The sequence below is a fragment of the Parasediminibacterium sp. HNIBRBA5674 genome (assembly GCF_056745525.1).
Genome location: NZ_JBQWIE010000007.1, coordinates 104,996 through 127,755, shown reverse-complemented (window position 1 = coordinate 127,755; position 22,760 = coordinate 104,996). Strand labels below are relative to the sequence as shown.

General features: G+C 33.9%; 19 protein-coding genes. 9 read left to right on the top strand and 10 right to left on the bottom strand.

All coding sequences use genetic code 11. The annotated features are described in order from the left end of the window. Positions 1–170 precede the first annotated feature (170 nt). The 3 genes from ACT9TX_RS05525 to tsaB form a co-directional block, all read right to left on the bottom strand. Entirely contained in the window at positions 171–1,523 is a 1,353-nt protein-coding gene (locus tag ACT9TX_RS05525; RefSeq protein ID WP_481337235.1) for an IS110 family RNA-guided transposase, read from the bottom strand. Between the two features lie 371 nt (positions 1,524–1,894). Next, positions 1,895–2,230 carry an ArsR/SmtB family transcription factor gene (locus ACT9TX_RS05520; RefSeq protein WP_379015226.1) on the bottom strand — a complete coding sequence of 112 codons (336 nt, stop codon included), beginning with the start codon at positions 2,228–2,230 and terminating at the stop codon, positions 1,895–1,897. Positions 2,231–2,347: 117 nt separating this feature from the next. Then, complete coding sequence (gene tsaB / locus ACT9TX_RS05515; protein WP_481337234.1) at positions 2,348–3,034, bottom strand: tRNA (adenosine(37)-N6)-threonylcarbamoyltransferase complex dimerization subunit type 1 TsaB; 687 nt, start codon at positions 3,032–3,034, stop codon at positions 2,348–2,350. Between the two features lie 93 nt (positions 3,035–3,127). Between tsaB and ACT9TX_RS05510 the strand changes: the two genes are divergently transcribed. Continuing rightward, positions 3,128–3,508, top strand: a complete 381-nt coding sequence (locus tag ACT9TX_RS05510; protein WP_481337233.1) for a RidA family protein — start codon at positions 3,128–3,130, stop codon at positions 3,506–3,508. A gap of 2 nt (positions 3,509–3,510) precedes the next feature. Here the strand turns inward: ACT9TX_RS05510 and galK are convergent, their stop codons facing one another. Continuing rightward, positions 3,511–4,671 (bottom strand): galactokinase, encoded by a 1,161-nt coding sequence (gene galK / locus ACT9TX_RS05505; RefSeq protein WP_481337232.1) that lies wholly within the window; start codon positions 4,669–4,671, stop codon positions 3,511–3,513. Between the two features lie 2 nt (positions 4,672–4,673). Then, a complete protein-coding gene (locus ACT9TX_RS05500) occupies positions 4,674–5,618 on the bottom strand; it encodes an aldose epimerase family protein (RefSeq protein WP_481337231.1) in 945 nt (314 codons plus the stop codon). A gap of 101 nt (positions 5,619–5,719) precedes the next feature. On the opposite strand from ACT9TX_RS05500, the gene ACT9TX_RS05495 reads away from it, so the two are divergent. Then, complete coding sequence (locus ACT9TX_RS05495) at positions 5,720–9,061, top strand: methylmalonyl-CoA mutase family protein (RefSeq protein WP_481337230.1); 3,342 nt, start codon at positions 5,720–5,722, stop codon at positions 9,059–9,061. Between the two features lie 41 nt (positions 9,062–9,102). Here ACT9TX_RS05495 and ACT9TX_RS05490 read toward each other — a convergent pair whose 3' ends face one another. The 5 genes from ACT9TX_RS05490 to ACT9TX_RS05470 all read right to left on the bottom strand — a co-directional run bounded on the left by ACT9TX_RS05490 (position 9,103) and on the right by ACT9TX_RS05470 (position 13,620). Further along, positions 9,103–9,519: a hypothetical protein gene (locus ACT9TX_RS05490; protein WP_481337229.1), complete on the bottom strand. Its 417-nt coding sequence runs from the start codon at positions 9,517–9,519 to the stop codon at positions 9,103–9,105. A gap of 183 nt (positions 9,520–9,702) precedes the next feature. Then, positions 9,703–10,335, bottom strand: coding sequence for a carbonate dehydratase (gene can / locus ACT9TX_RS05485; RefSeq protein WP_481337228.1), 633 nt, complete (start codon positions 10,333–10,335; stop codon positions 9,703–9,705). Between the two features lie 41 nt (positions 10,336–10,376). Beyond that, positions 10,377–11,975 carry a SulP family inorganic anion transporter gene (locus tag ACT9TX_RS05480; RefSeq protein ID WP_481337227.1) on the bottom strand — a complete coding sequence of 533 codons (1,599 nt, stop codon included), beginning with the start codon at positions 11,973–11,975 and terminating at the stop codon, positions 10,377–10,379. A 92-nt stretch (positions 11,976–12,067) separates the two neighbouring features. Continuing rightward, the gene (locus ACT9TX_RS05475; RefSeq protein ID WP_481337226.1) at positions 12,068–12,370 is read right to left on the bottom strand and encodes a hypothetical protein; all 303 of its coding nucleotides are present in this window, start codon (positions 12,368–12,370) and stop codon (positions 12,068–12,070) included. Positions 12,371–12,438: 68 nt separating this feature from the next. Next, a complete protein-coding gene (locus tag ACT9TX_RS05470) occupies positions 12,439–13,620 on the bottom strand; it encodes an acyltransferase family protein (protein ID WP_481337225.1) in 1,182 nt (393 codons plus the stop codon). A 289-nt stretch (positions 13,621–13,909) separates the two neighbouring features. On the opposite strand from ACT9TX_RS05470, the gene ACT9TX_RS05465 reads away from it, so the two are divergent. The 7 genes from ACT9TX_RS05465 to ACT9TX_RS05435 all read left to right on the top strand — a co-directional run bounded on the left by ACT9TX_RS05465 (position 13,910) and on the right by ACT9TX_RS05435 (position 22,753). Then, on the top strand, positions 13,910–16,357 hold the full coding sequence (locus ACT9TX_RS05465) for an SLBB domain-containing protein (RefSeq protein ID WP_481337224.1): 2,448 nt from the start codon (positions 13,910–13,912) through the stop codon (positions 16,355–16,357). Positions 16,358–16,359: 2 nt separating this feature from the next. Beyond that, the gene (locus ACT9TX_RS05460) at positions 16,360–17,382 is read left to right on the top strand and encodes a hypothetical protein (protein WP_481337223.1); all 1,023 of its coding nucleotides are present in this window, start codon (positions 16,360–16,362) and stop codon (positions 17,380–17,382) included. Position 17,383: 1 nt separating this feature from the next. After that, on the top strand, positions 17,384–18,301 hold the full coding sequence (locus ACT9TX_RS05455; protein WP_481337222.1) for a glycosyltransferase family 2 protein: 918 nt from the start codon (positions 17,384–17,386) through the stop codon (positions 18,299–18,301). Then, positions 18,288–19,511 carry a hypothetical protein gene (locus tag ACT9TX_RS05450; RefSeq protein WP_481337220.1) on the top strand — a complete coding sequence of 408 codons (1,224 nt, stop codon included), beginning with the start codon at positions 18,288–18,290 and terminating at the stop codon, positions 19,509–19,511. The genes ACT9TX_RS05455 and ACT9TX_RS05450 overlap by 14 nt, the downstream gene beginning before the upstream one ends. Next, the gene (locus tag ACT9TX_RS05445) at positions 19,498–20,787 is read left to right on the top strand and encodes an oligosaccharide flippase family protein (RefSeq protein WP_481337219.1); all 1,290 of its coding nucleotides are present in this window, start codon (positions 19,498–19,500) and stop codon (positions 20,785–20,787) included. Before ACT9TX_RS05450 ends, ACT9TX_RS05445 begins: the two co-directional genes overlap by 14 nt. Continuing rightward, complete coding sequence (locus ACT9TX_RS05440) at positions 20,774–21,505, top strand: class I SAM-dependent methyltransferase (protein WP_481337218.1); 732 nt, start codon at positions 20,774–20,776, stop codon at positions 21,503–21,505. Before ACT9TX_RS05445 ends, ACT9TX_RS05440 begins: the two co-directional genes overlap by 14 nt. Before the next feature lie 99 nt (positions 21,506–21,604). After that, complete coding sequence (locus ACT9TX_RS05435) at positions 21,605–22,753, top strand: glycosyltransferase (protein WP_481337217.1); 1,149 nt, start codon at positions 21,605–21,607, stop codon at positions 22,751–22,753. The last annotated feature ends 7 nt before the right edge of the window (positions 22,754–22,760 follow it).

The following is a 22,760-nucleotide window of genomic DNA, read 5'->3' as shown; positions in this document are numbered from 1 at the left end:
GAAAGCACTTTTTGTAATTCCATCTTAAAGCAACGGATAAATTTAATTTTATTGTATCAAAGAGCTAATTTATCTTTTGTACACCTGTGGTGTCCTCACGAAGCAATCTGCTTTTTGCTCGGTAGATTGCTTCGTACCTTACAATGACGTTGTTATAAGTTGTTTGATTTTCATCCTGTTGCGGTTTGAAGAACATAGCCATATCTTAGAGCTTCCTTTTGTAGATAGCCAATTTTCTTTGCTTTTAGCCTTTCGGTATTGACTTGCATTTTCATGTTATCGTACCCTGTTTTATTTTTTACCATTGTATAAAAAATAACAGATAGTTTTCTTGCAACGGCTTTTACTGCTTTTTTTGTTCCCTTTTGTGCAGCCAGTCGCCTGTAAAGATGACCTAGCGTACCTTTATGTTTCCACATGGATTGAGCTGCTAACCTAAATGCCTGTGTGGCTTTGTTATTGGTAATCCTTTTTTCATGTCCAATCACTTTGCCACCAGATATCTTGGGTCGTGGTCCTAAGTTTAGCCAACTAGCAAAATGATTAGCTGTTGGCCATTTGTGCATATTGATACCTGTAACAGATATTATTTCCATGCCTTTTATTTCATCAATACCATCTATCTCTGTTATATCTACCCCTACAATATGCTTGAGGTAATCTTTGATATTAATGCTATACTGATTCTTCCTTACATAAGCTGTTTTCTTTTTGATAGCAGGGCGTGAACCATGCTCATCCACAGGTAGCAATGCTTGTAATACACCTTCAATCAATTGCTCATAGGTTTTCATTTGTTCTTTAAAAAAATCATAGGCTTTGAGCGACTGTTGAAGAATGAGGATATAATGTGCCTTATAAATACCATTCAATGATTTTAGCAGATCATCCTTATTAGCTTTGAGTTTGGTGATATTTATAAGGTTGAGCAGTTGTTCAGGTTCGGTAATACCTTTAGCAATAGCACGTAATAAGAGCATACCACTAACACCTTCTATACCACTTATCAGATGCTGAACTTTGATGTTCATTTGTGTTAGCAGCTTGTGAATGCGGTTAAGTGTATCACTTTTTTGTTGCTGTAGAATGCTTCTTTCGTGTAAATACACTTTTAGCACACGGTATGATTCTTTGGCAATATGTGAATCTCTCAATAACCCATTGGCATGTAACTGATGCAGCCACTGACAATCTTTAACATCTGTTTTCCTCGCATCTACATTTTTAAAATGCCTTGCATTGACAAGCGTTACTGTAAAGCCTCTTTTTTCAAGAGTTTCATAAACAGCCATCCAGTAAACACCTGTGGCTTCCATTGCGACACTAGCAACACCTGCTTGTTCTAAGCTATCGGCTAACCCATATAGACTTTCTGTAAAAGCATCTACTTCCAGTAAATGCTGCTTGCCCTGGGCATCACTGTAAGATACCATCATCATCATGCTGCCCACATCAATGGCTGCACAACAGGGATGAATGACTGCAAGTTGAAGTGATGTCGCTTCTTTTGCTTTTTTGACCATAATTTTATGCTTTATTAGTTAACAATAAAGCAAGGCAAGCCCTGACACTCATAGACAATGTTAAGCTTATAAGCATGGTAGTGCAGCGGTCACTGCACGCCGATAATATTTTTTTCAAAGAGTGCCAATCCCAAACTCGCAAACGGGTTCTTTAATCACGCCAAGTAGTGAAACGGGTTGTGTGGCTCGCTTTGCTTCTTAAAGCAAGTTACATTACGTCATCACTATTTTTTCATTTGGTAAAATGTGGTAACTTGCAATGACGGACGATTAAAACTTGACATAGATGAATTGCTAAAGAGGTCTAATATATGGGCAAAAAATAGCCGCTTATTAGGTAAGCGGCTATAATCTTTTCTGAATTACATATTTTACTTTAAGAATTCATCCATGAAAGCACCAAGCTCAACAATGCGAGCATAGTTTACTGAGTAAAATATGAATTTACCTTCACGCTTAGTTAATACAATGTTAGCACGACGAAGGATTGCCAAATGCTGAGAAGCAACAGATTGTTCGATACGTAATTTTACGTAGATTTCTGTTACAGTCATTTTTTGGTTCTCGTTCAACAATGATAAAATTGTTTGACGAAGCTTGTGATTCACAGCTCTTAAAATAGCAGCTGTTTTCTTTGTTTGTACTAGGTCAATTTTAGCAAATGTTTCGCCATTGCTAAGCACTAGAACTTGTGGTGTTGATGTCATTTTACTTTGATATTAGGGGGTTAAGAAATGCAATAACAATTAAAAGTATATTTCATTGCGCACATAACACAAATTTAAAGCATCTTTTTTTAAATTTTAAGGTTTTTTTAAGCTTTTTTAAGCTTTTTGTGGGTTAAAGAACTCTTTTAGGTAAAAAGGTTCTACATAAGCAAGGTTTGCGGTGTTTTTTATTTTAATATTTTCAACTGCTAAGGATACCATGTTTGTGGCATTATGTTGTATGCTAAAATAAAAAGCATTAGGGTGTTGTAACACTGTTTGCAATTTATGATGGCCGCTACCTGTAAACACTATTTTATTGTTATTTAGCACCTCTATAAAACTAGTTTCGTTTATAACGTTTGCCATAGGTTGTAGTACAATATTTAGCTGCGCATCGTAAATTGCTGTAAAAACTTCCATACGTCTAGCATCAATTAACGGGCAAAATAAATAGCTATCTAAAGGCTCTTTTTTTTGAACATGACTAATAGCTGCTTGCGCCATTATTTGCAATGTATTTAATGCTATGAGAGGCTTATTAAGCGCAAAGCAAAGACCTTTTGCTGAAGCTAAACCAACACGTAAGCCTGTGTAACTACCTGGCCCATTAGAAACACTAATGGCATCAATATCAGTTAATTGATAACTGGTATTTTGAAATAGTTGTTGTATGGCTGGTTGCAAAAAAGCGCCGTGATTTTTAGGGTCAGTATTTTCTGCGTAGCTAACTACTTGACTATTATTTGATAGGCAAATACTAGCATGTTCTGTAGCGGTATCAATATGCAATAAAAGCGCCATTATAAGGTTTTAAGTAGAAGAATAAAAAGTCAAATTTACGTTGGTTGATTAATAGAAATAGCCTTACTTGCTGCCTCATTAAAAACACAAACCATGCGTAAGCAAATTATTAATACACCTAACGCACCTGCACCTATTGGTCCTTACAACCAAGCTGTACAAGCTGGTAATTGGTTATTTATTAGTGGTCAAGTGGCTTTGGTGCCTGCAACAGGCGAGCTTGTAACTACAGGCGTAAAAGATGAAGCCAAGCAAGTGATGGAAAATTTAAAGGCGATATTAACCGAAGCCAATATCACCTTTGATAATATTGTAAAGACAACCATTTTTTTAAGCGATATGTCTTTATTTGCCGATGTAAATGAAGTGTATGGTAGCTATTTTACTAGCGATTATCCAGCTCGTGAAACCGTTGCTGTAAAAGGCTTACCAAGAAATGTAAACGTTGAAATTAGTATGATAGCAATTGTTTAAAACTATTGCTCGTTTAATAATTCATGAACACCATCACTGCTTTCTACCACGTACACTTCTGGTGTAATGCCAAAGGTATTTTGGTAGGAAGTTGTGATATCTGCAACAACGGCTTCTCTACTTTCTTTTTCTATTAAGTTAATGGTGCAGCCACCAAAACCGCCACCCATCAATCTTGCACCAATTACTGCATTGTGAAATTTAGCTTGTGTAACCAAATAATCTAGTTCCGGGCAGCTTACTTCGTATAGGTTACTAAGGCCATTATGTGTTTGATACATCAATTTACCAAACTCAATTAAGTTACCTTCTTGTAAATATTTACCAGCAGCTTGCACACGTTCTATTTCTTGTGTAATGTATAAACTACGTTTACATTCTTCTTCGTTAAGGGCATATTTAAATTGCTCTACTACTGATGGTAAAATGTTGCGGTAAGAAGTGATTTTTTGATTAACACTTTGAAACAAGCTCAATGCATCAGAAGCCACTTCTCTACGCTTATTGTAAGCACCATCGTTTAGGCTATGCTTAACTTTAGAGTTAATAAGCACCCAATCGTATTTATCTAAAACTATTGGAAAATAATTGAACTCGAGGCTTGTACAATCAAGCAAAATACAATGGTCTTTTTTACCGTGCAAGCTAGCAAACATATCCATGATACCACACTTAGTACCAGGATAAGCATGTTCAGCTTTTTGCGCTAAAAGCGCCATATCTAAACGAGAAATATTTAGCTGAAACAATTCGCTAAGGCAGTAGATTAAACCAGCCTCTAAAGCCGCCGATGAAGATAAGCCAGCACCTGGAGGCACATTACCACCAAAAGTGCAATTAAAACCACCTATGTTGTACCCTTCTTTCTGTAAAATGTGTAATACACCAAGCACATAACTCTGCCAGCCGTCAATGTTTTTAACTTCTGCTAAGTCTATTGAAAATTTATTATCAAAATCACTAGCAACAAAAGTGGCAGTATTGGTATTGTTTGGTGCAATGGCAAACCAAATGCCTTTGTTAATGGCTGCTGGCAATACAAAGCCATCATTGTAATCAATATGTTCGCCTATTAGATTAATACGACCTGGTGCAAAAAATACACGACAATCACCCGTAAAATGAGATTTAAAGCTGCTAATTGCTTCTGCTGCTGAATGCATAATTAAATGTTGGTTGCTGATACAAAATATGAGGTTGTAAATATACTAGATGCGTTTGGTTCAATCAATCTAAGTCCTATGCCATTGTTAAAGCAATCTGGTGCACCGCTTAAGTTTTCTATGGCAATGCTTTGCCTATGATCTGGTGTATATACTTGTAAAAATGGGTAGCTACTATCTGGCACGATAGTAACGTTTACGTCATTGTAGCTAAGCACACATTTTGGTTGAGTGGCTGTATCATCTAACTTAAAACAGTTATCTAAAAACACACCATTTAATAAAATGCCTGCGGCGAATTCTCTTCTAGCAATATCATTACCTGTTGGTAATAAAGTGCTATCGAATTCTAGCATTGTGTGGCTGTCAAATTGTAGCGTATAATTATCTACCGTACTGCCTAATGTAAAGTAAGGATGCCAACCTTGCGCATAAGGTATAGCGCTAGTATTTGTGTGATGTACAGTGGTGGTAACAGATAATTCGTTATTAGCTTTTAACGCCCATATATGCTGAACTGTGAATGTAAATGGATAACCTTTATCGGTAGCCAAATAAGTGTGCTGTAATGTTACAGAAGCTTCATCGTTACTGCTATTGGTGCCAATAATGTCATACACAGCATCAAACAATAAACCATGTATAGCATGTGGTGGCAAATAGAATTTTTCAATTTTATAATTAGCGCCAGCAAAACCAAATTCACCTTTATTCATTCTACAAGTAAAAGGACTCAAAAAGCTACTTTTAAAGCCATTTGTTGCATTTGCTACGGCATCTTCTACTGATGTAAAACCATCAATAACGTTTAGTAAACCGCTCGTAGTAGTAATGGTAAATGCATTTACAAAGCTGCCAAAAGCATAAATTTCTGCACTTGTGTTTTCATTTTTCAATGTGATAATTGGATGTTGTTGCTGGGTATTAACGCTTACCTCAAAACTCATATTGCTGATTTTAAGCCGTAAAGAAACGTAAAACAAAAACTAACAATTGTTAGCTTTTGTGGTTATTTTTGTTTTTATCTTAAGGAAGAATAATGATAAGTATGACTGGAAAAATAAGAATTGTTACCGCAGCAAGCCTATTTGATGGCCATGATGCAGCCATTAATATCATGCGTAGAATTATGCAAAGCATGGGTGCAGAAATTATTCATCTTGGGCATAATAGAAGTGTGTACGAAATAGTAGAAGCTGCGATAGAAGAAGATGTACAGGGTATTGCCATTACCTCGTATCAAGGTGGCCATGTTGAGTTTTTTAAGTACATGAAAGACTTGCTAGAACAGAATAATTGTGGGCATATCAAAATATTTGGTGGTGGCGGCGGCACTATTTTACCAAGTGAAATAGCCGAACTTGAAAGCTATGGCATTACCAAAATTTATAGCCCTGATGATGGCAGAACTATGGGCTTAGAAGGCATGATTAAAGATGTGATAGATAAGTGTGCAAGCGCATTGCCTAATAATACTTTTGAAGAAATAAATACAACGACTGAGTTTGTTTTAGGTAAAGTAAAAAATGTAAGAAAAATTGCTAAAGCAATAACAGCCGCTGAAAATGGTGAACCATTAACAATGTCTGGTGAATTTACTTCAAAGGCTTGTGTGTTGGGTATTACAGGTACAGGTGGTGCAGGTAAAAGCTCAGTGACAGATGAGATAGTAAGGCGTTTTCTTAACAATTTTCAAGACAAATCGATAGCGGTTATAAGCGTAGATCCATCAAAGAAAAAAACAGGTGGTGCATTGCTTGGTGATAGAATAAGAATGAATGCTATTTCTAGTAAGCGAAGCTACATGCGTTCGTTGGCCACAAGAGATAGCGATGTGGCTTTAAGTGCTTTTGTAAAAGATGCGATTGCCATTTGCAAAGCAGAAGCATTTGACTTAATTATAGTAGAAACTGCAGGTGTAGGACAAAGCGATGCATCGATACTGGATTTTGTAGATGCTAGCCTGTATGTAATGACGCCTGAATATGGCGCTGCGTCTCAACTTGAGAAGATTAATATGCTTGATTATGCTGACGTAATTGCTATAAACAAATTTGATAAAGCTGGTGCGTTAGATGCGCTGAACGATGTTTGTAAACAGTATAAACGCAACCATCAATTATTTACTGCAAAAAACGAGGAACTACCTATTGTAGGTACTATAGCTGCACAGTTTAATGATGCTGGCATAAACCGATTGTTTGCTTTATTAATGCAAGTAATAGCACAGAAAACAGGTATTGTATTTGGTGATATCACTAATACTTTAGGGAGTTATCAATTGCAAAGTCATATTATTCCATCATCAAGAACACGTTACTTATCTGAAATAGTGGCTAGTAATAAAAGCTATGATAATTGGGTAAATGAACAAGCTGCTGTTGCTACACAGCTCTATCAAATAAATGGTGTAGAAGGTCTTATAAAAAATACCGAACTAGCAACAATTAAAGAAAGTTTAGAAGCAAAGCTAGATAAAAACAACAAGTATTTAATTACGCAATGGCCATCGGTTGTGGCTAAGTACCAAGCAGACTTTTTTGAGTATGAGGTACGTGGTAAAACCATTAAACAAGCACTTACAAGTGAAACATTAAGCGGTACTAAAGTGCCTAAAGTTGTTTTACCTAAATACAAAGACTGGGGCAATATTTTAAAGTGGCAATTGCAAGAAAACTTACCGGGTGAATTTCCTTACACAGCTGGCGTATTTGAACTAAAGCGACAAGGTGAAGATCCTACAAGAATGTTTGCTGGTGAAGGCGGCCCTGAAAGAACGAATAAACGTTTTCATTATTTAGCAGCTAATCAGCCTGCAACACGCTTAAGCACTGCATTTGATAGCGTAACACTCTATGGTGAAGACCCAGCAATACGACCAGATATTTATGGTAAAATAGGTAATGCTGGTGTAAGTATTGCAACAGTTGATGATGCTAAAAAGTTGTATAGCGGCTTTGACTTGTGCGACCCAAAAACAAGCGTAAGCATGACTATTAACGGGCCAGCACCTATTTTATTGGCTTTCTTTTTAAATGCTGCAATAGACCAACAGTGTGAGAAATGGATTGATGCAAATGGTCAATGGTCAATAGTCAATAAGTCATTTAATGAAAAGTATGGTAATGAACTGAAGCCTTTTTATAAAGGCTATTCGGTTGCTGCGTCAGAAATCCCCCTTTTGGGGGGCGGGGGGGCTTTGGGTCTCAACTTACTTGGTTTAAGCGGTGATGAAGTTTTACCGCAACATATTTACCAACAAATAAAACAACAAGCACTAGCGCAAGTACGTGGTACGGTACAGGCAGATATTTTAAAAGAAGATCAAGCACAGAATACTTGCATTTTCTCTACTGAGTTTGCACTAAAATTAATGGGTGATGTGCAGCAGTATTTTATTGATAATAGTGTTAAGAATTTTTATAGCGTAAGTATTAGTGGTTATCATATAGCAGAGGCTGGTGCAAATCCTATAACACAACTAGCATTTACATTAGCCAATGGTTTTACTTATGTAGAATACTATTTAAGTCGTGGTATGCACATAGATGATTTTGCACCAAACTTATCGTTCTTCTTTAGCAATGGTATGGATGCAGAATACAGTGTTATTGGCCGTGTAGCAAGGCGTATTTGGGCAAAAGCTATGAAGTACAAATACAAAGCAAACGACCGTTCTCAAAAACTAAAATATCACATTCAAACTAGCGGTAGAAGCCTACATGCACAAGAGATTGACTTTAACGATATACGCACTTCATTACAAGCATTGTATGCCATTTATGACAACTGCAATAGCCTTCATACAAATGCCTACGATGAAGCCATAACAACGCCTACAGAAGAAAGTGTAAGGCGTGCTATGGCTATACAATTGATTATTAATAGAGAGCTTGGTAGTGCGAAAACTGAGAACTTTATGCAAGGCAGTTTTGCTATTGAAGAAATGACTGATTTAGTAGAAGAAGCTGTACTAAAAGAGTTTGAACGCATCTCTGAACGTGGTGGTGTTTTAGGTGCTATGGAAAGAATGTATCAGCGCAATAAAATTCAGGAAGAAAGTATGCACTACGAAATGCAAAAGCATACAGGCGAACTGCCAATAGTAGGCGTAAACACATTTTTAAATAAGCAAGGAAGTCCTACTATTTTACCATCTGAAGTAATACGCAGTACCGATGAAGAAAAACAATGGCAAATAAAAAATCTAGCCGCTTTTCATAAACGTAATGAGGTTAAAGCAGACGTAATGTTGAAGCAATTGCAAGCCGTGGCAATAGCCAATGGCAACTTATTTGAAGAGCTTATGGAAACAGTAAAATATTGTAGCCTTGGGCAAATAACCAACGCGTTGTATGCTGTTGGCGGCCAATACAGAAGAAATATGTGAGGTAAAAGCCTCAAAAGTAATGTTACTTTTGAGGCTTTTATTTAAGCTTTTTTATCTAATAAATTACCTACAAGCGTTACTACAACACCTGTTATAGCTACCATTACAGTACTTAAAACAATATCAAACACCAACATTTTTGGGGTCAGGATGTTAGTGTTAGCATACATTGTAAAATCGTATGAAGAGCTTACTAACAAGCCTAAAATGGCGCTAGTTGTTAAGCCAGAAGCAACCTTAGTTACATTAGATTTACCTATTACAAAAGCCACCAAAATACCGTACAACAAGCTACCTAAACTAAGTGACCACCAAACCATTTCGTTCATTTGTCGGTTAACGCCTGCGACGTTACTAACGGTTTCATTAACAAACAAAACGCCATAAAACAAGAAGCCAAGAAAAAAGTAGGTGATGCCACCGGCAATACCTGATACAAATAGTTTTTTTACATTCATAAAGCAATTTTTCGGGGTGTGAATTGATAAATTGTTTACCCAATTTAATCTCTTTTAACTAACTATTTTGTTTTCTGAAAAAATAATTCTACGCTGCTTATCTTGAACAGATTATGTACAAGAAAAAAGCCTGAAACATTCCTGTATCAGGCTTTTGCGATTTATTTAGTGTAAAAGTGTATGCTATAAATCGTATGTATAAAACGGATCAATTTCTGCATTGGCTTCAAGTTCAAATACTGGTTTAATAATACCATCTTTTAAGCCATACACCCAACCATGTAAGTGTGGTCTATTGTCGCTTTTCCAAGCTTTTTGTATGATGGATGTTTTTGCTAAATGCATTACTTGTTCTACCACGTTTAGCTCTACTAATCTATCAAAGCGTTGCTCTTCACTTTCAATAGCATTTAGCTCGGTTTTGTGCAAGTGATATACATCTTTAATATTGCGAAGCCACATGTTAAGCACATAATTAAAATCGTGGTTAGTCATTGATGCTTTTACACCGCCACAACCATAGTGACCACACACAATAATGTGTTTCACTTTTAGGTGATTAACTGCATAGTCAACCACACTTAATAGGTTAACGTCTGTATTAATTACTAAGTTAGCAATGTTACGGTGTACAAATATTTCGCCTGGTTGTGTGCCAGTAATTTTATCTGCGGGTACACGGCTATCGCTACAGCCTATCCATAAAAACTCTGGCGTTTGAATATGTGCTAAACGTGAAAAAAACTCTGGATCTTCTTCTACTTGTTCTTGCGCCCAAGCTTTATTTTCTAGCAGTAATCTATCGTAAATTTTCATTTTTAATGTTTTTGCATTATTAAGAATAATGGTGTTACTAGTTATAGTATTTGCAGGGCTTGCGATTGAACGTTATTTATTAAAGTGTGCATTTGTTTAAAGCTGCTTTTTTTAATTTCAACCTTAATGTTTTTTAAATGCGCATGGCAAAGAAAGTTGTTTATTTCTTCAATAATGTCTTTATCAATAAAATCTGCTCTTGTTGCATCAATAATTACAAATGAATTTGCTGGTACACTTTCTAGACTACTTTTAATAATGGGTTTATTTAAAAATGAAACGTCTTTGCGTAAGCGAATTAAATAGTTCTTGTCGTCATTTACAACTAAAACCGCCGATCGAAAATTACTTCTTACCAAGTAGAATAAACCTACCAATAAACCTACGGCAATACCTTTTAGCAAATCGGTAGTAATAATAGCAACGATAGTTACCATAAATGGTACAAATTGATCCCAACCTTTTTGATAGAACTCTTTAAACAAAGAGACTTTAGCCAATTTATAGCCAGTAAAAATTAAGATAGCAGCCAAAGCGCTTAATGGTATTTTATTTAGCAACATTGGTATAAACAATACGCTTAAAAATAAGAGAATACCATGTAATACTGTGCTCGTTTTTGTTTGTCCACCAGCATTTACATTAGCAGAGCTACGCACAATTACCGATGTAATGGGCAAGCCACCAAGTAATCCAGAAACAATATTGCCAATCCCTTGCGCTTTTAGTTCTTGGTTGGTAGGTGTGGCACGTTTAAGTAGGTCTAATTTATCTACCGCTTCTATACTTAACAAGGTTTCTAAACTTGCTACTAGTGCGATTGTGAAAGCAATCACCCATACGTGTACATTTAGTAACCCACTAAAGTCAGGAAATTTGAAAGATGAAAATAGCTCGGTCTGAGACGATGGTAGGCTTACAAGATGCTTTGCTTCCAGCACACTTGTAGGGCTATAAAGTTTGTATAATTCACTGATAATTGTACCTACAATTACTACAATAAGTGCACCTGGTACAAGCTGAAGAGCTTTTATTTTTTTAAATGTTTTTGTTTCCCAAAGTATCATAATCCCAATACCTATTAAACCGATAAGCGTAGCAGATGGCGTTAAATATTTAACAGCATAATACAATGCGGTGAAAGTATTTTTCTTGTTGGGCTGTACAAAAGTTTCGTCGCCTTCTGGGTCTAAATCTTCGCCTACCAAGTGTGGAAATTGTTTTAAAATTAAGATAATGCCAATGGCTGCCAACATACCTTTAATAACACTATTGGGTATATAATCACCAATAACACCAGCTTTTGCAAAACCCATTATTAATTGCATAGCACCAGCTAGTACTACAGCTAAAATAAATGTTTCGTAAGGGTTTACACTGCCACTAAGCGTAACTAATGCAGCACCTACTACACCCGTAAGGCCAGCCGCTGGGCCACTAACACTTAATTGCGAGCCACTAAATAAGCCAACAACAATACCACCAATACAGCCAGCAATAATGCCGCCTAGTAGTGGTACAATACTTTGCCCTGTAGGATTACTTGCTTGTGCAACGCCTAAACATAATGGCAAAGCCACTAAAAACACAACAATAGATGCAGGAAAATCTGCCGCAAAGGATTGAAAATACTTTTTCATTTAGATAATAATTGTAAACCAGCTACCATACTTGCACCTTGCAAGTAGTAACATTTACTGATGAGATAAAAAACGAGCTCTGAGAGTTATTTTTAAGCAAGGCAATTTGGTGGTGGGCTATAAATATCGGTAGAGTGATTGTGTGGAAATACAATCAATATTTCTTTGAGTAAAAGTAAGCTTGAGGTAAACAATGGTGTGAAACAAGCGAATTGCGGAGTTATAAACTCGCTTTTACCTTCTATTTTACAACCATCTTTAGCTAAGTTATCAACATCTTGTATTGCGTCTTCGGTTACTTGATTGCCAAATAGCAAATTGCCAACCTGTTTTACAGGCAGTATTTGCATGGCAAACACTAGCAACACGAAAATATTGATGAACTTCTTGGTCATACTTGGTTACAGCAAAAATAGCAGTAACCAAGTATCATAAAAATTGTTTTTGATACCTATAAAGAAAATTAAACTTTTACGTAAATCTTCTTCTTGTCTAAGATGTACACTATTAGCCAATAAAAAGCAATCATGCATAGTGCATATAATAGAGAGCCATATCGTAAATCGGCTGAAACAATATTTTTACAAAAGTGATTGTAAAACCAAGGAAACGGTGAGGCATATACTTTCGTTCCATCAGGCCCTATGCTTTCAACCCACCTTATTAGCCCTAATACTCTTGGTAAAAAACCACTGAGAACAAAGATGAAAAGAGGGTTTTTGCCAAAAACATCGAAGAATTTACTCCATTTACCAGATGCATTTTTAAACTCTATACAAAAAATTAAAATTGCGATAGTAATAATTGCTAGGCCAGAAGTGTAAAGGGTGTAACTGCTTGTCCATATTTTTTTATTAATAGGAAAAACCATATCCCACAAGTAGCCTACTAATATTAGCGTAGCGCCAGCTACAAATAGGTTGGTAAGCATTTCATAAGACTTGCCTTTTTTTTGAATATAACTACCAACATAGTAGCCAATCATTACCTCAACAATAGTTGCAAATGTGCTAGCTAAACCTTCAGGATCAAAAGGTACACCCTCACCTTTGTACACATGCGGTGTGCCGAATAAGTTAATATCTACTACTGTACCAAAGAAGCCTGATAAACTATAAGGATCCGTTTTGCTACCTAAGCCCAAGCAAAGAAGCCAGTAACCTAAAAGTATTAGCACCGCAATAACCTTAGACCATACATTTTTACTAAAAAATACAATAAAGGCAGCCAAACAATAGCACAAGGCAATACGCTGTAATACGCCCATAATTCTTATACCCGAAATACCATTATCATTATTTATCCAGGTCCAAGTTTTGGCTACTAGTTGTCCATTTTTGTACATGATAAAAGGGCTCCAATTTAAAAACAGCCCAATTAGAAAAATAAGCACGGTACGTTTTAAAACTTTTTTTAGAAAGTAAACTGTTCCTACTTGTTCAAACTTTTGCATTGCAAAAGCCATTGCATTACCTACAGCAAATAGAAAAAATGGAAATACCAAATCAGTAGGTGAGCAGCCGTGCCATTCAGCATGGTCAAGCGGTGCAAAAATGTGTTCCCAACTGCCAGGGTTATTTACTAATATCATTAAGGCAACCGTTGCGCCTCTAAATACGTCTAATGAGTAGTAGCGTTGGTTCATAGCAAAAGCATTTGAGTATATAAATATAGGCTTTGTAGTAACATTTACATAAAAGCGAAACGAGTAGTGTTCTATAGCGTTGTTATTTTATTTGGTAACAATAATATTTTGTACCTATAACGTAGGCTGTTGTTATATATTTGTAAGCCATATTTTTGAGTACGTTAATTGATTAGCCAATGCTGTTTTTATAAGTGCATTCTGTGATTAACGTTGCGAAGCTATGTATATGATAAAAAATTATAACTCAGTCAGAATCTTGTTTACTATCATTAAAAGTCTAATAGTTGTGGATATTAATCGATTAAATGTTACAAAAATCGCTCTCATACTTTGCCTATTTTTAGGCTCGCAATACGTTGTAAGGGCTCAGGATATTTTAAAAGCAAAAGATTTATCTACGTTAAAAGTAGATGCATTGAGCGATGAAGAAGTGGGTAAAATAAGGCAACAATTAATACAAAGTGGTTTAACAGAATCGCAAGCTGAAGAATTAGCCATACTAAAAGGATTACCACCAATTGAGGCACAAAAGTTACGAGCAAGGTTAGCTAGTGAACCGTCTACGGGCTCAGTAAACAAGGCTAGTACCGCCAATATAGTAAAAAATATAAGTAGAACTGTTGATACTAGTGGCTTGAGATACAATGGTGGTGAGCCCAACAAAAGCAATGTATTTGGTAGCGAATTATTTACCAATAACCGCTTAATTTTTGAACCAGATTTACGTATTGCTACCCCAAAAAACTACGCCATTGGCCCAGATGATGAATTGGTAATAGATGTATTTGGGTATCAAGAAGCCAACTATCGCTTACAAGTTTCTGCCGAAGGTACAATAAATATTCCACTAATAGGTATAGTTTATGTTAATGGATTAACCGTAGAACAAGCATCAAAAAGAATAAAAGATAAAATGCAGCAAAATGGTTACGCCAATATTGCTACAGGAAAAACGCTAGTGCAAATAAGTATTGGTAAAATTCGTACCATAAACATTACAGTCATTGGCGAAGCGAAAAAGCCTGGCACATACAGCATTTCGTCTTTATCAACTGTGTTTAACGCCTTGTACCTAGCGGGTGGTCCTACTGATAAAGGTTCGTTTAGAGAGATAGAAATTGTTCGTAATAGTAAAGTATTTGCAAAGCTAGATGCTTACGATTTTTTACTGAAAGGTGACCAAAGTAAAAACGTGCGTTTACAAGACCAAGATGTGATACGTATACCTGTTGCAAAAGTGCAAGTAAGTTTAAGTGGTGAAGTAAAAAGAGAAGGTGTTTTTGAGATTTTGCCAAATAACAGCTTACAACAACTGATAGACTTTGCGGGTGGTTTTAGTAGCGAGGCTTACACTGCATCAGTACAAATAAAGCAAGTTACTGATAAAGAAAGACGCGTTAAAGATTTGCCAAAGGCTGAATTTTTAAGTTATGTACCAACAAAAGGGGACTCTATTTTTGTGGGTAAAATATTAAATAGATATACTAATAGTGTCAACATAAAAGGTGCTATTTACAGACCTGGCACATACGAATTAAGTACTGGACTAACAATATCAAAGCTTTTAGCAAAAGCTGATGGATTAAAAGAAGAAGCATTTAAAAACAGAGGCTTAATTATCCGTACCAATGAGTTGGACTTAACTAAGAAGATTTTACCGTTTAGTGTTCAAAATATCATTAATAAAACGGACGAAGATATTTTATTGCAAAAAGATGACCAAGTTATTATTGGTGCTGCTGATGTCTATAAACAAAACTATACACTAGGATTGCAAGGCGAAGTAAAGAAACCCGGTACATTCACTTATTTTGATGGTATTACGCTAAAAGATTTATTGTTTTTAGCTGAAGGTTTTACAGATGCCTCTGCAATTGATAAAATTGAAATTGCTAGACGCTATGCTGGTGATTCTGTAACAAATGCCAATAATATTGCTGTAATTGTAGATGCTTCATCGGAAAAAAATCTCTCAACCATTGGCGCAGATGTGACTCTAAATCCCTGGGACATTGTGATTGTAAGAAGAAAGCCCAACTATCAAGAGCAAATCAGCATAAAAATTTTAGGCGAGGTAAAATATCCTGGTAATTATACACTTACCACTAAAAATGAAAGAATAAGTAGTATACTAAAAAGATCTGGCGGCCTTACTAGCTTTGCATTTACCGAAGCTGCTAGCCTTACGAGGATAAACAAAGTAGAATCGCGTATTTTGAATGAGGAGAAGTTAAAGAAATTGCAGAAAGATATTGACGATTCAAGCCGTACATTATCGACAGAAATATTTAAACCTACCATAAAAGTTGGTCTCGATTTGCAAGAAATTATAAATCATCCAGGTGGTATAGATGATGTGATATTGCAAGAAGGCGATATATTAAATATCCCAAAGCAACAGCGTGAAGTAAAAGTGAATGGCGAAGTGATGGTACCGTCTGAAGTGGTGTTTAAGCAAGGCGCGAGTTTAAATTATTATATAGATAAAGCTGGTGGATTTACAGATAATGCAAAGGGAGGAAAAGTTTATGTAATATACCCTAATGGAAGTGCTGCAAGAATAAAGAAGTTTTTATTTTTTAAGTCAAATCCTAAGGTAACAGCAGGTGCAGAAATATTAGTGCCGCAAATGCCAGAACGTAAAAAGTCAGGCTTATCTACCACAGAAATAATAGCACTAACAAGCGGTGTTGCTAGCTTGGCAGGTGTAGTAATAGCTATATTAAGATTGTAAATATGAGTAATAACGCCCTTAGTGTTAAAGAGTTATTGAGATTAATAGTGGATAATGTTAAATATTTATTGACAAAATGGCTATCTATAATGTTACTTGGTCTAATTACAGGTGTCATAACCATTTTTGCTGTAAAGTTTTATATCAAACCAATGTATAATGCTAAAACGGTATTCGTTTTGGCTAGTAAGGGAGGCTCTGGCTTTCTTTCTGGTCTAGCAGGTCAATTTGGTCTAGATATAGGGGGTAGCGGTGATGGACCTTTTGATGGCGATAATATAGTAGAAATGTTTAAATCCGAAAATATTTTTAGAAGAATAGCTTTTAAATCAATAGGAAAAGATGTTTTTATAAACTTAATAATTACTCATGAACGTCTTGACAAAGCTCTGATGGCAAAACCCTATTTAGCAAAAGCATATCCTTTTCCTAATGATATAGAAAAACTTAGTCCTTTGCAAGATAGTTTACTCAGACAAATTCATCAGGTTGTAATCAAAAATTATGTAACAGTTGATAAGTTAGACAAAAAATTATCCTACTATTTTATAGAGGCAAAATCTCAAGACCCTAAAATTTCTTATTATCTAAATCAATTCCTTTTAGATGAAACATCTCAGTTTTATATTGAAACTAAGACAAAATCAGCTGTGAATAATTTGAATATGATAGCGCATGAGGCAGACAGTATAAGTCAAATTATGTCAACTAATATTTTGAATACAGGCGAAGAGCTTGACAAATTATATAACTTAAATCCATTACAACAGCGACAAAAGGCAACCTACCAGAAAGGACAGTATAATATAGCTGCACTTTCTGCTGCTTATACAGAAGCCATTAAAAACTTGGAGATAGCTAAAATAACTCTTCAAAGAGAGCGCCCACTTTATCAAATTATTGATAAGCCTTATTTCCCTTTAAAAGCTGAAAAGCCTGGTGCTTTAAAATCAGCACTTTTAGCATCAATTTTCGTTTGCTTTGTCTATACTTTAGTTCTCGTTTTAAAAAGAAATATCGTATAATTTGGAATACACTACATTTATAATATTAATAAATTATAATTCAGATACTCACACGATAGAATGTATTGATTCTATTTTTCAATCCGACGATAGTAATTTTAAAATAATTATAATTGATAATTCAGTCGCCAATGATTCTTCTCAGCGTTTAATTTCTCATTACGATTTAGATTACTGCAACTCGTTTTATCAAGCAGATAATGGTAAAATTATACTTCAAACTGTTAATTACAATTGCGGGTTTGCCATAGCAAATAATATCGGCTATAGCTTAATCAAAAGACATTTTGCAGTATCAAACTTTTATATTTGGGTTTTAAACAATGATACAATTATTCCTTCCGTTGCACTATCAGTACTAAAAAATAAATACAATGAATTAAATCGTACTTGTATTGTGACGAACAAAATAGTTGATTTAGATAATAATATCTGGTATAATGGGGGTGTAATAAAAAAGTTAAAGTGTACAGGTTATCATATAACTGAACCTATATCAGAAAGTGGATTTACAGAGTTTGCTACTGGATGCTCCTTGTTTTTTGAAAATGAGATGGTAGAAAAAATTGGTGGAAAAATATTCGATGAATCTTTTTTTATGTATGCAGAGGATTATGACCTTTCACTAAGACTGGCAAGCCTTAATATTTCTTTATTTGTAGAGCGTTCTTTTGATATTAAGCACAAAATTTATGGCTCATCTGGTTCTAATAAGATCTCTGCATTTGCATATTTCTATATGAATAGGAATAGATTTATCATAGCTAAGCGCTACCTGAATATAGTAGAAATTTTTATTTTTTTATTATATTTTATTCCATCAAGATTATTTTTAGCAATCATAAGTAAAAATATTACGCATATTAAAGGTTTAAATGCAGGTTTTAAAATTCTATTAAAAAAAAATGAAGCTTCCTAAGATAGATTATGTTTTGTTTTTTTTGATGTGTGGACTTTTTTTATCTCCAAGTAGAGTGTCGACGCAAGGCATCTTAGAAATTGATTATGAAAACATAGGATATGCATTTTCCTTTGTTTCCTACTATACCATTATAATAATTATAACAAGTCTTTACATCGGGTTGCGATATAAGATACCTTTAACGATAAAGAAGAGCTATGCTTTCTTTGTATTTGCATTCGTTGGTATTCAAATTATCGCTTTTTTAAAGCATCCAGATATTAGTTTTTTAGAAACCCTTAGTCACATTTTCACCTTTTTATTGGCTACTTTTTTAGTTTCTCAAATTGTTACTGCTCTTATTTTAGAGTTAACGGCTTACTACGCGTGTTTAATATCATTATTTATCGTATGTATAGTAAGCCCGCTGGGGCTTACATTTTATACTCTTTATGGTGAGGGATTTAAGCGAGCAGGAAGCCTTGGTTTTTCACCTAACGATTTAGCAATAGTAGCATTGGTAATGTTAGTTTTTTCAAGGTTTATAAAGCATAAAGTTTTTAAAACACTCATTTTTATTTCAGGAGCCACAGGTTTAATTTTTTCTGCTTCTAGAAAAGCATTATTAATATTATTGACTTATTTGCTTTCAAGAAGTAAAAAAGCCTTATTCATTTGCTCTGTAATTGGGTTAATTATATATATAAATGCATCTGCAATAATAGAGTGGATTTTAAATATTGCTAGCGAGAGTTCAATACCCTTTTTATCGAGATTTGCTTTTATTGCTTCTGATAAAAATACTAATTTGCAAGAAGCATTTACAGATTACGATAGAATAGATTTTTATTCTATTTTTTTTAAAAGATTTAATGAAGTTTTTTTTTTAGGTGAATACTCTATTAACAACGTTTCTCAGAGGTTTTTAAAAGGAAGTACTATGCATTTTCATAATTTTTTATTTGAATGGATTTTACTCTTTGGATTTATAGGAGCCTTTATACTTTTAATATGGGTTTACAATGTTTTTAGTGTGTCTTATAAACTTTATACACGAGGTAAGCTTAATAATAGTAATATTTTATTCTTTCATTTGTTTGCAGCATTTTTAGTTTTTAATTTGTTAGACTATTCGTTTTTTAATCAAAAACTAATTTTTATTCTTATTTTCAGTGGTGAAATGCTTGTGCAATCCTTTTCCTCAAAAGCTATAAATGAACAAGCGTAATATTTTAACGAGGATAGGGTTTTCATTCTCAGGCTCTGTATTTAATCAAGCATCAAACTTACTCTGTGGCATACTATTAATGCGAAGCTTATCTGTGGAGGCATTTGGTATTTATGCATACGTTTATGAATTGGTGACTATTTTAGCTTTTGTATCTGATGGTGGCGTTAGCCAGTTTTTAGTAAAAAAATATGCCAATGAAGGACTTAAAGATCATGACAAAAATCAAGGGTTTCAATTAATTGTTTCTATTTCAATATTTATAATTAGCTTCTTAATTTCTCTTTCAAGCCATGATGTAAATATTGTAAAATATGCTTTTATACTAATGATTGGCTATTTCGTCAATTCATTTTTAAATCAAATTCACTTATATCTATTAGCTCAAGGGCAACTAAAAAGTCTTTTTGTTAAAGACGTAACCTTGAGTATAATCAGAATATTATTTTTTCTAATTGGCTTCTACTGTCACTTTTCTGTTAACTATTTTCTTTTTGCTCAATTTGTGTTAGCGGCCTCTACAATTTTCTTGTGGTTATGTGTGAAGAAGAAGCTGAGTATTTCTTTCATTTTTTCTATTAACATAGATAAAATATACATATTTGAACTACTAAAAAAAAGTGGCTTTCTTATCTGTTTAAATGTTTTGTATTTTTTTTATATGCGCATTGATTTAATAATGATTAAACAGTTGCAAGGTTTTGAAATGGTAGGTTTATATAGTGGTGCCACAAGATTCTTTTTTCCACTATTAATTGTTTCTTCTTCTTTATATCAAGCATTTTGTTCTATTTTGGTTAAATCTAAAGAAGGTACTACATTGGCAAGTTTGCAGAATAAATTAATAAACTTACATTTTTTCATAGGATTAGCAATTGCAATATTTTTTTATTTTTTTTCCGATGTCCTATTCAGTTCATTGTTTGGAATTAAATACAGCGAATCCATACAATATTTTAAAGCGCTTATTTGGATTTTACCTTTACTACTTGTCTTAGAAAGTGTAAATGCTTATTTTATTACTCAAAGCCAATATGAGTATTTATTTCTTATGATAATTCTAATAGTTTGTATTAAAGTTGGGCTAAACTTTATATTGATGCCCAAATTTAAAACATTGGGTAATATTTATAGTTTTGGTATTGCTACATTTAGTATATTACTATTGCATCAAGCAAGGCTTTATAAAAAAGGTATTCGTTTTTATTATATACTTTTAGCTATTTTATTTGCAATAATTGTAAGTTTTATAAAAATACAATATGTCTACGAATAACATCTCAATTGATTTCGAAAAGGATTCTTATTATCATAAACCAAAGGATTCAAAAGCGGCTAAGTCTCTTTCATTTTTTTACAAAGTAAAATATGGTACTTATATTTCAGCATTTTCTAAACATTTTAAAAAGCTAAATAAGCAACCATCTTTTGTTTTAGACATAGGTTGTGGTTCTGGCTATTTTTTACAGTCCATTGATACTTGGTTTCCTACAGCTAAAAAATATGGTCTAGAATACGATTATAGATTAATACCAGAAGCAAAAGAGGTAAACAAGAATTTTGAAATTTGCCAAGGTGATGCATCAAACTTTTCATTTAACCAAAAATTTGACATAATAACCTGCTTACATGTGGTTGAGCATTTAAGCGATCCATCTCATTTTTTTGATTGCGTAAAAAAGCACCTATCTAACGATGGAATTTTTTTAGTAACAACTCCTAATTTAGGTGGGTTAGGGAAAATAGTAATGAAAGAATGTTGGGAGGGATTTAGAGATGATCACATTTCATTAAAAGATTATTCTAATTGGAGAAAATTTATTGAACAATCGGGATTTGAAATCATAAAATCGAGAACAACTTTTTTATCAGGGATACATATTTTTAAGAAGTATAAAGCGCTTAAATACTTTAATTTCTTAGTGCTTTATTTATTCGGTGGCTTTTCTTGGAAATATGGCGAATCTTGTGAATTTTTTTGTAAACACATGTAAGAATAAGGATTTTTCAAATTATTTTGTATAACTATATTGTAAATACGCAGTTTTGACAATATGAAATAATGCAACTTGAATTCTATATGTATGAAGATTATGATAGCATTAATAGTGTCAGATTATGTATTTATTGAGTATGATGGGTGTTATTACAATGCTTTTAATTATAATTATACTTACTATCAATTTTTTAGTCAATTTAAGTATGTTAATTTATATGGCTCCATAAAAAAAGGAACTAATAAACAAATATTAAACTTGCATAAAGTTGACATTACTTATTTTAAAGTATGTGATACGTATGCTAAAAGCTTGATTTGTAAAATTTTAAATGTTAGAAAAATATATTCAGCTATAAGAATGGCTGATTTTGTCTACTTTAAAATGTTTTACATAAACTCAGTTTTAGGTATTATCATCAACAAAGTGTTTTTACAAAAGCCAAGCATACAACTTTTGGTAGGTAATCCAGCACTAGCTTTTTTAGATCGCTCAGATATTATTTCAAACTATGTAATTAGAAGAGCAATTAGTAAATTTATTTTGTTGCTAGTTAAACGTTTGCAGTCTCTAACTAATTTAACAGGATATGTGTCTAATAATCTAAGGCAGATTTATGGGCGTAAACTTAAGAGTGATAGGACATATGTAGAAAATGAATTTATGTTTGCTGAATCATCCTATTTTGAAGGTGCAAAATCTCAAAGTTGCATTGAGTTTCTCTTTGTAGGTAGATTGGTAACCTTGAAAAGAGTAGAAATGATGATCGAAACATTTGAAGAAATTCACAAAGTATACCCAAATACGGTTTTTAATATTGTTGGTGATGGGCCATTAAGAAATGAACTTGAAAAACTTGCATTAAGTACAACAGCATCTAATTGTATACATTTTAAAGGTTGGTTAAAGGGTGATGAAATTTTAAAAATCTATAAGTCGAGCAATATTATGCTTCTGTGTTCAACATCTGAAGGTCTACCATTGGTTTTGTTAGAAGCAATGGCAAACAATATTCTTGTAATAGTAAATAATGTGGGCGGGATAAGTGAAATTGTCACAAATGAGCTTGGTTTTTTAATAGATGATATTAGCAAAGAGAAAATAATAAGGGCTGCCACATATTTTTTTAATAATCCTGAGGAAATGTTGAATAAAACTACACAAGCCTTTGCCTTTGCTAAAAAGCAAGAACTAACACAAAAGATTTCAAATTTTAAGAATAGGGTTTCTTGCATTCTTAACTAATATACAT

Coding starts and splice junctions, on each gene's coding strand:
- ACT9TX_RS05525 (WP_481337235.1), bottom strand. CDS start 1,523: ATGGTCAAAAAAGCAAAAGAAGCGACATCACTTCAACTTGCAGTCATT.
- ACT9TX_RS05520 (WP_379015226.1), bottom strand. CDS start 2,230: ATGACATCAACACCACAAGTTCTAGTGCTTAGCAATGGCGAAACATTT.
- tsaB (WP_481337234.1), bottom strand. CDS start 3,034: ATGGCGCTTTTATTGCATATTGATACCGCTACAGAACATGCTAGTATT.
- ACT9TX_RS05510 (WP_481337233.1), top strand. CDS start 3,128: ATGCGTAAGCAAATTATTAATACACCTAACGCACCTGCACCTATTGGT.
- galK (WP_481337232.1), bottom strand. CDS start 4,671: ATGCATTCAGCAGCAGAAGCAATTAGCAGCTTTAAATCTCATTTTACG.
- ACT9TX_RS05500 (WP_481337231.1), bottom strand. CDS start 5,618: ATGAGTTTTGAGGTAAGCGTTAATACCCAGCAACAACATCCAATTATC.
- ACT9TX_RS05495 (WP_481337230.1), top strand. CDS start 5,720: ATGACTGGAAAAATAAGAATTGTTACCGCAGCAAGCCTATTTGATGGC.
- ACT9TX_RS05490 (WP_481337229.1), bottom strand. CDS start 9,519: ATGAATGTAAAAAAACTATTTGTATCAGGTATTGCCGGTGGCATCACC.
- can (WP_481337228.1), bottom strand. CDS start 10,335: ATGAAAATTTACGATAGATTACTGCTAGAAAATAAAGCTTGGGCGCAA.
- ACT9TX_RS05480 (WP_481337227.1), bottom strand. CDS start 11,975: ATGAAAAAGTATTTTCAATCCTTTGCGGCAGATTTTCCTGCATCTATT.
- ACT9TX_RS05475 (WP_481337226.1), bottom strand. CDS start 12,370: ATGACCAAGAAGTTCATCAATATTTTCGTGTTGCTAGTGTTTGCCATG.
- ACT9TX_RS05470 (WP_481337225.1), bottom strand. CDS start 13,620: ATGAACCAACGCTACTACTCATTAGACGTATTTAGAGGCGCAACGGTT.
- ACT9TX_RS05460 (WP_481337223.1), top strand. CDS start 16,360: ATGAGTAATAACGCCCTTAGTGTTAAAGAGTTATTGAGATTAATAGTG.
- ACT9TX_RS05450 (WP_481337220.1), top strand. CDS start 18,288: ATGAAGCTTCCTAAGATAGATTATGTTTTGTTTTTTTTGATGTGTGGA.
- ACT9TX_RS05445 (WP_481337219.1), top strand. CDS start 19,498: ATGAACAAGCGTAATATTTTAACGAGGATAGGGTTTTCATTCTCAGGC.
- ACT9TX_RS05440 (WP_481337218.1), top strand. CDS start 20,774: ATGTCTACGAATAACATCTCAATTGATTTCGAAAAGGATTCTTATTAT.
- ACT9TX_RS05435 (WP_481337217.1), top strand. CDS start 21,605: ATGATAGCATTAATAGTGTCAGATTATGTATTTATTGAGTATGATGGG.